At 58.3% G+C, this 12,339-nt stretch carries 13 protein-coding genes; 6 read left to right on the top strand and 7 right to left on the bottom strand.

Annotated elements, in window-relative coordinates:
• Positions 1-50: 50 nt before the first annotated feature.
• A complete protein-coding gene (locus tag U3654_RS19835; RefSeq protein ID WP_324753247.1) occupies positions 51-1,664 on the bottom strand; it encodes an ABC transporter substrate-binding protein in 1,614 nt (537 codons plus the stop codon).
• A gap of 235 nt (positions 1,665-1,899) precedes the next feature.
• Here U3654_RS19835 and U3654_RS19830 point away from each other — a divergent pair, with 235 nt between their 5' ends.
• From U3654_RS19830 to U3654_RS19810, 5 genes are all read left to right on the top strand, one after another.
• Positions 1,900-2,451 (top strand): cupin domain-containing protein, encoded by a 552-nt coding sequence (locus U3654_RS19830; protein ID WP_324753246.1) that lies wholly within the window; start codon positions 1,900-1,902, stop codon positions 2,449-2,451.
• Positions 2,452-2,531: 80 nt separating this feature from the next.
• Positions 2,532-2,654, top strand: coding sequence for a hypothetical protein (locus U3654_RS19825; protein ID WP_324753245.1), 123 nt, complete (start codon positions 2,532-2,534; stop codon positions 2,652-2,654).
• Positions 2,655-2,927: 273 nt separating this feature from the next.
• Positions 2,928-4,361 carry a mechanosensitive ion channel family protein gene (locus tag U3654_RS19820; RefSeq protein WP_324753244.1) on the top strand — a complete coding sequence of 478 codons (1,434 nt, stop codon included), beginning with the start codon at positions 2,928-2,930 and terminating at the stop codon, positions 4,359-4,361.
• A gap of 410 nt (positions 4,362-4,771) precedes the next feature.
• Positions 4,772-4,927 (top strand): hypothetical protein, encoded by a 156-nt coding sequence (locus U3654_RS19815; RefSeq protein WP_324753243.1) that lies wholly within the window; start codon positions 4,772-4,774, stop codon positions 4,925-4,927.
• Positions 4,928-5,240: 313 nt separating this feature from the next.
• Positions 5,241-5,477 carry a hypothetical protein gene (locus tag U3654_RS19810; RefSeq protein ID WP_324753242.1) on the top strand — a complete coding sequence of 79 codons (237 nt, stop codon included), beginning with the start codon at positions 5,241-5,243 and terminating at the stop codon, positions 5,475-5,477.
• 420 nt (positions 5,478-5,897) lie between these two features.
• Here the strand turns inward: U3654_RS19810 and U3654_RS19805 are convergent, their stop codons facing one another.
• The 6 genes from U3654_RS19805 to U3654_RS19780 all read right to left on the bottom strand — a co-directional run bounded on the left by U3654_RS19805 (position 5,898) and on the right by U3654_RS19780 (position 11,604).
• Positions 5,898-6,857: a D-glycerate dehydrogenase gene (locus tag U3654_RS19805; protein ID WP_324753241.1), complete on the bottom strand. Its 960-nt coding sequence runs from the start codon at positions 6,855-6,857 to the stop codon at positions 5,898-5,900.
• A gap of 4 nt (positions 6,858-6,861) precedes the next feature.
• On the bottom strand, positions 6,862-7,023 hold the full coding sequence (locus U3654_RS19800; protein WP_324753240.1) for a hypothetical protein: 162 nt from the start codon (positions 7,021-7,023) through the stop codon (positions 6,862-6,864).
• 13 nt (positions 7,024-7,036) lie between these two features.
• A complete protein-coding gene (locus U3654_RS19795) occupies positions 7,037-8,410 on the bottom strand; it encodes an amidase (protein WP_324753239.1) in 1,374 nt (457 codons plus the stop codon).
• Positions 8,400-9,818 (bottom strand): TRAP transporter large permease subunit, encoded by a 1,419-nt coding sequence (locus U3654_RS19790; RefSeq protein ID WP_324753238.1) that lies wholly within the window; start codon positions 9,816-9,818, stop codon positions 8,400-8,402. Before U3654_RS19790 ends, U3654_RS19795 begins: the two co-directional genes overlap by 11 nt.
• A complete protein-coding gene (locus U3654_RS19785; RefSeq protein WP_324753237.1) occupies positions 9,815-10,399 on the bottom strand; it encodes a TRAP transporter small permease subunit in 585 nt (194 codons plus the stop codon). The genes U3654_RS19790 and U3654_RS19785 overlap by 4 nt, the downstream gene beginning before the upstream one ends.
• A gap of 74 nt (positions 10,400-10,473) precedes the next feature.
• Positions 10,474-11,604 carry a TRAP transporter substrate-binding protein gene (locus tag U3654_RS19780; RefSeq protein ID WP_324753236.1) on the bottom strand — a complete coding sequence of 377 codons (1,131 nt, stop codon included), beginning with the start codon at positions 11,602-11,604 and terminating at the stop codon, positions 10,474-10,476.
• A gap of 283 nt (positions 11,605-11,887) precedes the next feature.
• On the opposite strand from U3654_RS19780, the gene U3654_RS19775 reads away from it, so the two are divergent.
• Positions 11,888-12,316: an erythromycin esterase family protein gene (locus U3654_RS19775; protein WP_324753235.1), complete on the top strand. Its 429-nt coding sequence runs from the start codon at positions 11,888-11,890 to the stop codon at positions 12,314-12,316.
• The last annotated feature ends 23 nt before the right edge of the window (positions 12,317-12,339 follow it).

The raw sequence follows: 12,339 nt of genomic DNA, 5'->3' as shown, positions 1-12,339 counted from the left end.
AAAATGGCGGCACGTGCAGTATGCCCCGCGCCGCCAGTCTCAGGGAGAGTTTATTCGACCGAGATGTTCCAGAAGAACGGAACAGGCGCCTTCAACACGCCGCTGACATTGTCGCGATAGGCTGTCGGCTGGTAGTATTGACCGGTCGGGATGTAGGGGACAAAGTCATAGAGTTCGATCTGAAGCTCTTCGACGATGGCCTTTTGCTTTTCCAGATCGGTCTCCTTGGCAAAGGCGTTGCGCAGATCCTCAATCTTCTGGTTTTCGGGCCAGCCAAACCATGCGTTTTCACCTGATGCCGCGACCGAGATGTTGGTGATCGGGTTCAGCTGATCGGCTGCCAGCCACCATGTCGGAAAGATGTTCCAGCCACCGTTTTCCGGCGACTCCCGCACCGCGCGGCGCGAGGTCATAGTCGCCCAGTCCAGCGCGGATAGCTCGACATTCATGCCGATATCGCGCAGCGCCTGCGCCGTTACCAGCGCCTGACCATGCGCAACCGGCACATCGGTCGGGTCCAGGATCACGACGGGCGTGCCGTCGTAGCCAGCTTCGGCCAGAAGGGCTTTGGCCTTTTCGATGTCCTTCTCGCGCAGCAGTTCGCTGCCCACGTCGGTCTCGTAGGGGCCGCCGCACATGAAATAGGCGCCGCAGAATTCCTCGAAATACTGGGGGTCACCCATGATCGCGTACATGTAGTCGGCCTGCTGGACGGACCACATCGCGGCCTGACGCACCAGCTTGTTGTCGAAGGGCGGATACTTGAAGTTGAAGCGTATGACGCCTTGCGTTCCCAGCGGGTCCACCGTTTCGACCTTGATGCCGGGGTCCGACTGGATCATCGGCAGCAGATCGACGGCGGGCTGTTCGTAGTAGTCCACCTCACCGGCCATCAGCGCCTGACTGGCCGTCGCCGCGTCGGGGATATAGCGCCATTCGATGCGGTCGACATTTGCGACCTTGCCGCCCGCAGCATAGCTGGCAGGTTCGTCGCGCGGGACGTATTCGGCGAATTTTTCGTAGATCACCTGATTGCCGGGCTGCCATTCATCAGCCACGAATTTGAATGGGCCAGAGCCGATGATTTCCTCGATCTGAGCATTCGGATCGGTGTCGGCCAGCCGCTTGGGCATGATGAACGGCACGTTCGACGAAATTTTGCCGAGTGACGCCAGCACCAGGCCATAGGGCTCGGACAGGGTCAGTTTCAGGGTCTTGTCATCGACGGCCACGATGCTTTCGGTCACGCGCATCAGCTTTTGGCCCATACCGTCGCGCTGGCCCCAGCGTTTGATCGACGCGACCGCGTCCTCGGCCTTGACCGGCGCGCCATCGTGGAACAGCAGGCCGTCGCGCAGGGTGATGGTGTAGGTCAGGCCGTCTTCGCTGACCTCATAGCCTTCGGCCATCTGCGGCTGCACTTCGAGGTTTTCGTCCATCGCAAACAGCGTGTCGAACACCAGGTAGCCGTGGTTTCGGGTGATATAGGCAGTTGTCCAGATCGGGTCGATGTTACGCAGATCGGCATGCGGCACCATCTTCAACACGGATTCGGCCAGCGCGGGCGCGGCCATGCCCAGACCGGCGGCGGCGGCGACCGTGCCGGCCAGTGCCAGACGGCGCATCGGCGCAGCCAAATAATTGAAACCGTTATGTTTCGTCATTTTCATTCTCCCTGTTATCCGGACCATTTACGCACTGAATATATGCAGCGCCTGCCCCGTTTTGCGTCGCGCACCTCCTCAAGAGCGCGTCCTCCTGATTTCAGCCTATGCGCAACTTACCCGAGCATGCAAGTATCTTGCATGAGAATCGCGCAGCGGTCTGATATTGGGCTTGAAACGCTGACACAGCCTGTTTTTAACGCTATGCGGTAGGCCCAGCACGAAGGAACATCCGATGATCGGACCGCGGATCAAGTCGGCAAGACGGCTCAGGAACATGACGCTCAAGGAGTTGGCCGGAAGCAGCGGCATCTCTGAAGGCCACATGTCCAAGATCGAAAACGACAAGACCGAGGCGTCATTGGCGCTACTGCACCGGGTCGCTCAGACGTTGGGGATGAACCTCGATTTATTCTTTGACGAACCGGACGCGCCTGAACGATCGGTATCGCGCGCCGGCGAGCGCCCGGTGCTGGAGATCGACGCGGTGCGCCAAGGCACCGGTCTTAGCCTCGAACGGGTGATCCCCTGCACGCCTGATCACATGCTGCAATGCAACATCCACATCGTTGAGCCGGGCGGATCCAGCGACGGACAGATCGACCATGTGGGCGAAGAAATGGGCTTTGTCCTTGATGGGCAGATTGAGTTGCTGCTGGACGACGAGACGTTCCTCTTGGGTGCTGGCGACGCGTTTCATTTCAAGTCACACCGCAAACACGGCTATCGCAACCCCGGAAAGACGCGCGCGCGGATTCTGTGGGCGAACACGCCGCCGACCTTCTGAGCTCAAGCCGCGGTGCGAGAAATGGACCGCACGGGCGGCGACCTTGCCTCCTCAGCGGCAACATCGGGGGAGTGCGCGGTGTGACGTCTACGACCAAGCGATCGCGGCGGGAGTTCGGAACTGTCGGCATCTGCGCGACCGTCTTGGTAGAGGATGCGCAGCACACCCACAAACCGCTGGAACGTGTCGGCCCGAACGCCTGATCAACGTGATCGAACGGCACCGGATTTTCGGCGGCAAAGTGCAGGTCGAGATCGGATGCCGAATGGACTTGCTTGATGGGTTCGGGCACGATTGAAATTCGAGCTTGCTGATGGCCTCGAAATTTCGAGGGAATGGGTTTTAGCTAAGGCACTCCGACGGAGTTTTCACCAAGTAAGGATCCGTCCTTGCACAGTGCCAAATTGCTGAGTGATTGATGAGTTGCGATGGCGAGATGATGATTGATCGTCATCCACCAAAGGCTAGGAGATTTCATGAAGTCAGGTCACACACGCTGCAACGGCAATGTTTTGAAAACCATCCGTTGCTTGGCAATGACGGTCGCGCTTGCGCTTGTGTTTGCTGGTGGGCCTGCTCAAACGCAGACATCGCTCAACACTCTTGATTCAGTCGCGAGCGACCCGGAAAAAGCGATCTCAGTTGCGCCTGAGGTACGCGACTCAGAGATCGCGGATCGCCTCAGACGTATTCTGCTCGCCAGTGAATGGTTCAATCCCCTGACCGTCTCGGTGCGTGAAGGCATCGTATTTCTCGATGGTCAGGTCGAAACCGAAGAGCGAAAGGAGTGGGCACGTCAATTGGCGCTGAGAACCGAGTATGTTGTCGCAGTCGTCAACCGGATAGATGTGAAGCCGCAGATCAGCTGGGATTTGACACCGACTTGGCGCGAGATCGGAAAGCTGGCCGACCGTGTTCAGTGGTTTGCGCCGCTTTTGGTTGTTTCGCTACTGGTTCTTTTTCTGGCATGGATGCTGTCGCGCGGCGTAGCTGCCTTGGCGCGTCGTTGGCTACGCAAACGTATCGCATCGCCGCTGCTGCTCCAACTGGCAGCGCGCGCACTGGCGATACCCGTGATATTGATTGGCATTTACCTTGTCCTTCAGATTGCAGGCCTGACGCGACTGGCATTGACCGTTTTGGGTGGTACCGGACTCATCGGCATTGTCTTGGGCCTTGCGTTTCGAGAGATTGCAGAGAACTCTCTCGCCAGCATTCTTCTCAGCATCCGAAATCCATTCAGGGCGGGCGATTGGATAGAAGTGGGCGAGAACCAGGGCATCGTTCAGAACTTGAATATGCGCACGACGGTACTGCTTACCTTGGACGGCAACCATGTGCAGATCCCCAACGCGCTGGTTTTCAAAAGCATCATCAAGAATTTCTCGACCAATCCAAATCGCCGGACGGAGTTCCAAGTCGGTATAGGATACGACGATTCCGTGCTGAACGCGCAGACTGTCATCATCCAGGCACTTCGCGCTCATCCTGCCGTGCTGGACGACCCCGAGCCGAGCGCTCTGGTTGATGAACTTGGGTCTTCGACCGTAACCATTCGCGTGCAGTTCTGGTTCGACGGCAAATCCTACTCGATTTTCAAGGTCCGCTCGGCACTCATGCGGCAGGTCAAACGGGCGCTTCAGGATGCCGGAATCTCGATGCCCGACGAGGCGCGCGAGATCATTTTCCCGGACGGCGTACCCATTCGGCGGATTCGGACCGAAGAGCGTGAGGCAGGGGCTGATCTTCAGCGTCCTACCGCCGGCGAGGGCGACGCCGCCATTGCCACGGCCGGCGAAGGTGACCTGCTCTCTGAACAAGACGAGCTTGAGCGTCAAGCTGACGCCGCCGATCTGTCCGATGCAGGTGAAAACCTGCTGGCATCAGCGAAAAATGGGGAAACGACCTGACGTCAAAGTGCGCCATTCTCGAACGGATATCCTGGAAGACTCGGGGTTTGGCTTCATCAAAGAAGGCGCTAAGTGAAGTAAGCACGGGCTGCACCGCGCCTATCAGAACCGGGACAATATCCCGGAAATGTTTTCGATTCGTGATGATTCAGGCGGGCCTTCAACCAGCGGACGCCCGGAAGGTGAGAAAGCACAGGGCCGATGGTCAACCTGGAATGTCAACATGATCGGCTCGGGTCCATCACCACGATGACCGAGAAACTAGTCAATCACGGACAGAACTGACTCGGGAGTTTCGAGGATAGCCGGGCCTTCGCCTGATACCGGTGACCGCCGGGAACGAATTTCGTACGGGGGTGGTTCAAGCTAGAAAAAGTCACACATCCGTGCAGCAATCGGCGATAGATCCAATGAGCGGCGACAAACTCGACAAGGGCCGCGTGCCGCACCAGCCGACCACGGATCGTGAGCGTAGGATGACCACCGCGCAGGGCGGGCCCATCGCGGTGGATCAGAACTCGCTCACCGCAGGCCCGCGTAGTCCGGTACTGCGAAGCCCCTGCTAAAGGCAGCGGGCATGACGATGGACGATGGCATGTTCGATCTGACTGGAGAGGGAGCTGCTGATTTTGTGGCGCTGGGTCGCAAGCTGCCATCGGCCGCGTGAGACAGCGTAAAAGCACCGGCACGCACCATCGCCAACCCGCGCACCCGGCAATCAATCATCTATGACAAGCGGGCCGAGGTGACCCAGCAGCATAAGCCGCATTGGTGGTTTATTTGGAATCAAACGCGCAAGGCGCTGGGAATTCCTCTGGTCCGGCGCCAAGCGACAGCAACCGCGCGCGTTGGCCCAATCGTTTGATCTGGGAAACCGCCTTGGGCGAGATCAACACCGATTTGATTGAGATGTTCAAAGGGCCGGGCCCGAACCCTATCAAAGAGGTGCAGCGCGAGCATCACATCAGCACACTCTTGCAAAACATCAAGGGCAGCACGATCATACTGGCCGCGCTTGAAGGAATCGAAATAGACGATTTGCAATGGCTCTTCGGCGATACTGTCGATCATTTGGAGCGGGAGCTGCAGGCCAACCCGAAGCACACCGCCAAGTAACTGCGCGATTAGGGGGGATCGCTATGTTTTCATTATCCCGGCGAAAACAAACGCTCCGCCAGAACGGCAAGAGAATTAATCGCGCTATCAGGCCGGGCGGTAGGTGCTGTCGCACGGCTGTGCCGCGAGATGAACCAGACTGAAGACGTGCACTTGTCACAGGACATCTGCGTGACCATTTTCATCGGTCGCCCACCCCATCCAACGTCGGACTTAAAGGGCAGTTTCTGACATTCGCTGCAGGCGCACGATCGGCGACTTGATGTGATAAATCCGGACATTCCTGCATTGTAAAATGCCGTTATCGCCCACAATCGACTCGACCGGCGAGACACCTACGGCAGTTCATCCCTCCAAATACGTTCATAAAGCCGCTTCGATGCGCTTCGCTCGAAATGATCCCTGATCATGGTGCCCCGTTCAAAGCCGATCTGGTGGTTCGTCACCGCGAAAGAAGGCGTCGAGATTGTCGAGCGCCTTGAACCCCATAGCATCGCGGGTTTTGAGGGTTGCGCTGCCGACATGCGGCATCATTACAATATTTTCATGTGTCGCGAAGGCAGGGTTGCCGCCGGGCTCAGTTGCAAAACAGTCCAGACCCGCCGCGCCGACATGCGCGGTCTCGATCGCCGCCAGCAATGCCGTCTCGTCGATCAGATTGCCACGCGCGGTGTTCACGATCACGCAGCCCTTGGGCAGGCGGGCAAGGCGGTCATTGTTCATCAGGCCGATCGTCTCTGGCGTGGCGGGGCAGTGCAGCGACAGGAAGTCGGATATTGCCAGAAGATCGTCCAGACTCTCGTGATAGACAGCCCCGGCCTCATCCTCCGGAGGAAGCTGGTGGCGGTTGTGGTAGTGGATTTCCATATCGAAACCGCGCGCCTTGCGGGCCAAAGCGCGTCCAACGCCCCCCATGCCGATGATCCCCAAACGGGCCCCGGTCACCTGTTTCCCGACAAGAAATGCCGGAGACCAACTATCCCATTCGCCCGAGCGCACGATGCGATCGCCGGTCACTGCATGACGCGCCGCGCCCAGCATCAGCATCATCGCCAGCTCAGCCGTGGCATCGGACAAGACGCCGGGCGTATTGGTGACGGTTATGCCCTTGGATTTGAGCGCAGGCAAATCGCAATGATCCACGCCCACCGAATGGTTCGCCACGATCTGCAGGCGGGGGTCCAGCTGCGCCACCACATCTGCGGTGAAATGTTCAGAATGACAGGGTATGATCCCATCCACCTTTGCGCTCATCGCGATAATATCCTCGGCACTGCCGGGCGCATCGGCGGCATCCCAGATAACCTCGTAGTCACGCGCAGCCCGTTCAAGCGTCGCGTTAGACAGGGTGCGGGTGACCCAGATGACTGGTTTGGCCACCGGATCAGTCCTGCTTGTTGCGACTTGACGTGGCAAAGTCATAGGCCACGAATGCCAACGTGATAACGATTATGATCACCAGGTCGGGGCTGGGCACCTTGAACGCGAGGATCAACACGAATACCGCCAACGTGACGAAGGCAAAGAGCGCAAGTATCCGGTTCATGTTTCTCTACCCTTCATTGTGATGCACCATCTGCCCAGTCGAACAGCCATTGCGCGGTGCGCATCAGCCGTGCGTCATTGCCGCGCGCGCCGACCAGTTGGACACCCATGGGCAGCCCCTCTTGCGAGGTCAGCAACGGCAAGCTGATGCAGGGCGTGCCACAGAGCGTCCAAAGGCCATTGAAAATCGGATCGCCCGTTGTGTCCAGCCCCTTGGGGGCCGGGCCTGTCGCGGAAGGGCACAGGATCGCATCGCAGCGTGTCAGCATCTCGTCCAGTGCGGCATTCAGCAGCTTGGGCATATCAAGCGCCGACAGGTAGTCGCGGGCGAGCGTGGCGTTTCCCTGTTCGATCGCGTCGCTGGTCGCCTTGCCCAATTGGTCCGGCCCATCCCGCCAATAGGGATAAAAGTGATACGACATCTCGGCGAAATTAATCAGCTTGCGTTGCTCGGCGGCAGTATCAAAAAGGGCCGGGAGCGGCAATTCGAACGCCTGATCGCCCAGCGCTTCCAGCAACTCGTTGAACGCATCCCGAAGTTGTGGATCCGCGCCCTCCCATCCCGGGGGGCGCACAAAGCCGAAAACAGGCGTCAGCGGCGGCTTGGATGTGGCGGCGGCAAACAGCGCGGGTGCGGGTTCCGGATGGGTCGCCGTGTCTTCGGCGTCGTGGCCAAAGAGGACCTCTGCAAGCAAGGCGGCTCCGATCGGATCGCTTGCGAATACGCCGACAGTGTCCAGCGAGGATGATTGCGTCAGGATGCCCCGGCGCGGGATCGCGCCGAACGTCGGTTTGTAGCCCGTGACCCCGCAATACGAGGCTGGCCTGATTATGGAGCCGTTCGTCTGCGTGCCGATCGCCAGCGGCACCATGCCGTCGGCCACCGCTGCGGCCGAGCCTTGGGACGACCCGCCCGGCGTGTGGGCCAGATCATGAGGGTTGGCGGTCTTGCCCGGATGCATGAAGGCAAGCTCGGTCGTGACCGTCTTGCCCATGATGATCGCGCCCTCATTCTTGAGCCGCTCAACAACAAAGGCGTCCCGTAGTGGCACCCGCCCGGCATCCCGCACACAGCCATTCTCGGTCGGGACGCGGGCGGTGTCTATGATGTCCTTGAGGCCCACCGGCAGCCCATGCAAACGCCCCAATGGGCGGCCTGCGCGGCGGTGTGCATCCAGCGTGCGAGCCTGCGTGCGGACAAATTCGGGATCAAACCATGCCCATGCGCCCACATCTGGTTCGCGCGCTTCGATCCGCGAAATGTAGGCTTCTGCCAAGGTGATCGCGTCCAGCGCCCCGGATGCCAGCCTTTCTCGCAGCAGCGCAACACTGGGAGGCTTGCTGGGGGCCGGTGCAATAGCGCCTGAATGTCCTGCCTCAGCCCCCATAGAACAGCTCCGGCAAATAGAACACGATGGACGGGAAGATATACATCAGAACCATCGACACGATCACGCAGAACAGAAACGGCATCACGCCCTTAAAGATCTGCGTCAGGCGCAATTCCGGCGGTGCAATTCCCTTGAGATAGTAGGCCGACATGGCCATGGGCGGCGTTAAGAAACTGGTCTGCAGGTTGAGCGCCACGAGGATGCCGAAAAACAGCGGATCAATCTCAAAGATGGCCAGCAGCGGCAGGAATATCGGCACGAAGATGATGATAATCTCGGACCATTCCAGCGGCCAGCCCAGCAAGAAGATGATCAACTGCGCCAGGATCAGGAACATGATCGGTGACAGATCCAGCGACTGTACGAATTCCGAGATCACCTGCTCGCCGCCAAGATACGAAAATACTGCGGAAAACGTGTAGGAGCCGACAAACAGCCAACAAACCATCGCCGTGGTGCGCACCGTCAGATAGACGCTTTCGCGCATCCGCTGCCACGTCATTGCGCGGTAGACGAAGGCCAGAAATATCCCGCCCAATGCCCCGATCGAAGCCGCCTCGGTTGGGGTAGCAAGGCCAAACAGGATAGACCCCAGCACCGCAAAGATCAGGAAGGCGAGCGGCACAAAGGACGTGGCGATCATCAACAACAGCTTGCCCATCGGTATATCGGGCACCTCGTCATCGGTGGGGCGTGGGGCCGAGGACGGCTGAAGGATCGACCGGCCGATGATATAGACCAGATAAAGGCCAACCAGCGTCAGCCCCGGCAGCAAGGCCGCAGCATATAGCCGCACGATGGAAACATTGGTTGCCGCCGCATAGACGATCAGCATGATCGAGGGCGGTATCAGGATGCCCAGCGTACCGCCGGCACAGATGATGCCCGCAGCAAAAGAAGGATCATAGCGCGCCTTGAGCATCGCCGGCAGCGCCAGCAGACCCATCAGCGTCACCACTGCACCCACGATTCCCGTGGCCGTGGCAAAGAGCGCACAGGTGATCAAGGCGGCCACACCCATTGATCCGGGTACATTTTTGGAGGCGACATTAAGCGTCGAAAAGAGCCGGTCAACGATGTTCGCGCGTTCCACGATATAGCCCATGAACAGAAACAGGGGCACGGCTGTCAGCACTTCGTTAGACATCACCGTGAACGTCTGGTTTACAAAGAGATCGAATATTCGGTTGTTCAACAACCCCTCGAACCAGGTCGACCATTGCTCCCACTGCCCCGCGGTTTCATCCAGCCGGTCAAAGCTGCGCCACATGCGGCGCGCGTCAAAATAGGCGTAATAACCAAAGCCTATGCCCATCGCCATCAGCGTGAAGGCAATCGGAAAGCCAAGGAAAACGAAGACGATGAACAGCCCCAGCATCATCAAGGCGATTTGCGGATCTGTCATGTGATATGATCTTTCTCGGCCGTGTTGGCCGCCCGCATTATGAGGTCTTCGGTTTCGAAGACGTCCTCATCCGCTTCCAGCCAGTAATTGTCGCGCATCGCTAGGATGCATCGGCACACTTGCGCCATTCCCTGAATGAACAGCAAGATGCCCGCAGCTACAATCACCGCCTTGAACTGGTAGATTGGTACGCCTGCCGGGCTGTTGACCGACACTTCGCCGTATTGCCATGATCGGGCGGCATACTTCCAGCCTGATAGAATGAGTGCCGTCACGCCGGGAAAAAAGAAGATCAGATACAGCACCAAGTCGATCTTGGCCTGTGTCCTGGGTTGCAAAAGCCGGTAGAGAAAATCCCCCCGCACATGCCCGCCGCGCGACAGGGTATAGGCGCCGCCCATCATAAACAGCGTCCCATACATAATGAACGACACGTCCAGCGCCCAGGCAGTCGGGTTGTTCATCACGTAGCGGACGAAAACTTCGTAACCCGTCCCCAGAGACATCAAAAGGATCAGCCAAGCAAAAGCCTTTCCGAACCATGCGGAAAGATTATCGGCGAACCGAATGAATGATTCCATATTGCCCCTGTCTCTCGCAGGTGAACCCCGGCACGAATTGTGCCGAGAGTCGCTTCACATATCGCCCAGCAGGTTCAGAGTTTGACCTTGCCGGGGAAATAATGCTCGTAAGCCAGTCCGTAATCGGGTGCGTTCATCAGCTCGTAGTATGAAACACGGCTGACCCAGTCACGCTGGCTGTCGAGGCACTTTTTCATGAACGGATCAGCTTCCAGTTCCGGAATCACTTCGTCCCACGCCTTGAGCTGCGCATCGAGGATTTCCTTCGACGTGCGGTGAACAGTGACCCCGGCATCATTTTGCAGGAACTGAAGGTCCGCCGAATACCGATCCATCGCCTTGGCGGTGTTTGCTGTCGACACAGCTTCGACCCCGTACTTCAGGATGGCCTGAAGGTCCGGATCCAAATCTTCGAGGAAGGTCTTGGAGAACAGGAATTCGAAACTTTCGGAGGCCTGATGGTAGGATGAAAGATAGTAGTTCTTTGCCACATCCTGCGCGCCGAAATCCTTGTCCGACGACGGGTTGTTGAACTCGAACGCGTCAATCACGCCACGCTCCATCGCGGGCACGATCTCACCGCCCGGCAACTGCGCCACGGACATGCCCAGTTTTGCCATCAGATCGGCCGCAAGGCCCACGGTCCGGTATTTGAACCCCTGCAGGTCAGCAACGGTGTTCACCTCCTCCTTGAACCAGCCGAAAGGCTGCGCAAACATCGGAAAGCCCATGTAGCCAACCACATCAAGATCCATGATATCCTGGGTCAATTCGTTGTAGAGCGCCTGGCCTCCGCCTTCGTAAAACCACGACAGCATTGTCGTGGCAGAGCCGCCGAACACCGGGCCGGTGCCGAACAGCGACGCGGCCTTGTTCTTGCCGTACCAATAGACGGGAACCGAATGTGCCGCATCGATCAGTCCGTCATTCACGGCGTCCAGCACCTGAAACGCAGCAACCACAGCACCAGCGGGCAACACATCCACTTTGAGCCGTCCACCTGACATCTCTTCGATGCGAGTGGCATAATCACGCGCGAAATCCTGCCAGATATTGGCGTCGTTCCACGATGTCTGCATCTTGATGACAATCGGCGCCTGCGCAAGAACGGCAGGAGCGGCAAGCACACCCCCGGTTGCAACACCCCCGGCAAGGGCCGATTTAGTCAGAAACGATCGCCGGCTAAAATTATGATTATTCGACATGTTTTCTCCTCCCAGAGCGATCGCACGTTCATTTTTTTGCAAGGCAGTCAAGCGACGACGATCTAACATTTTATCCTAACGCCTCTATCATGCTTGGCAAGTAAACAGCCGCGAGAAGATGAAAAAAGCTCTGTAACGTTCACCTACTCTGCGTCTTGATCGCTGGCGGCTGAGGATCTGCTGGACGTATCCGCGCCGACGCTGCTGATCCTCGGCAGTCTGGATCATGACGTGATCGCCTTGAATGATCAGGCGCTGGTCGTCTTGAATGACGGACTGATCGATGCCGCATATTCGGTTCCGGTCTATTGGCTATGGCAAGCACACGACCGCCCTGATCAGTTTTGGCACTGCATCCGGCACGGTTGCGGCAGCCTCTGACTGGGACGCCCCGGTGGAGATTAAGACCCTGCGCCCGCCCCGGCCCGACAGTTTCGAGGCCTTGCTGCATGACGTCGATCAGCACCGTTTCCTGTTCGACTTTCGCAAGGCCAGCAACGAGGCGCTACGCCGCATATTGGCGCAACCGCGCCTGCAGCGCTACATTGGCGTCATCTACCGACCCGAAAGTGAACGGGCGAGCCATTACAGCCCGGCAAGCCTATCTGATCAATATGACGCGTTTGTCTGGTTTGACAAAACAAGCGCGGTAACCCTGTTGGCGACTATGGCCGGCAAAGGCGAAGACGAAACCTATCCTTTCGGACTTTGATCTCTCACCGCACCTTTCAACCT

The organism is Roseovarius sp. Pro17 (assembly GCF_035599575.1).
Taxonomy (GTDB): domain Bacteria; phylum Pseudomonadota; class Alphaproteobacteria; order Rhodobacterales; family Rhodobacteraceae; genus Roseovarius.
Note: the sequence above shows the minus strand (reverse complement) of the source record. Positions and strands in the feature narration are given on the sequence as shown.

Coding starts and splice junctions, on each gene's coding strand:
- U3654_RS19785 (WP_324753237.1), bottom strand. CDS start 10,399: ATGGAATCATTCATTCGGTTCGCCGATAATCTTTCCGCATGGTTCGGA.
- U3654_RS19795 (WP_324753239.1), bottom strand. CDS start 8,410: ATGGGGGCTGAGGCAGGACATTCAGGCGCTATTGCACCGGCCCCCAGC.
- U3654_RS19830 (WP_324753246.1), top strand. CDS start 1,900: ATGATCGGACCGCGGATCAAGTCGGCAAGACGGCTCAGGAACATGACG.
- U3654_RS19835 (WP_324753247.1), bottom strand. CDS start 1,664: ATGACGAAACATAACGGTTTCAATTATTTGGCTGCGCCGATGCGCCGT.
- U3654_RS19815 (WP_324753243.1), top strand. CDS start 4,772: ATGAGCGGCGACAAACTCGACAAGGGCCGCGTGCCGCACCAGCCGACC.
- U3654_RS19820 (WP_324753244.1), top strand. CDS start 2,928: ATGAAGTCAGGTCACACACGCTGCAACGGCAATGTTTTGAAAACCATC.
- U3654_RS19775 (WP_324753235.1), top strand. CDS start 11,888: ATGCCGCATATTCGGTTCCGGTCTATTGGCTATGGCAAGCACACGACC.
- U3654_RS19780 (WP_324753236.1), bottom strand. CDS start 11,604: ATGTCGAATAATCATAATTTTAGCCGGCGATCGTTTCTGACTAAATCG.
- U3654_RS19790 (WP_324753238.1), bottom strand. CDS start 9,818: ATGACAGATCCGCAAATCGCCTTGATGATGCTGGGGCTGTTCATCGTC.
- U3654_RS19800 (WP_324753240.1), bottom strand. CDS start 7,023: ATGAACCGGATACTTGCGCTCTTTGCCTTCGTCACGTTGGCGGTATTC.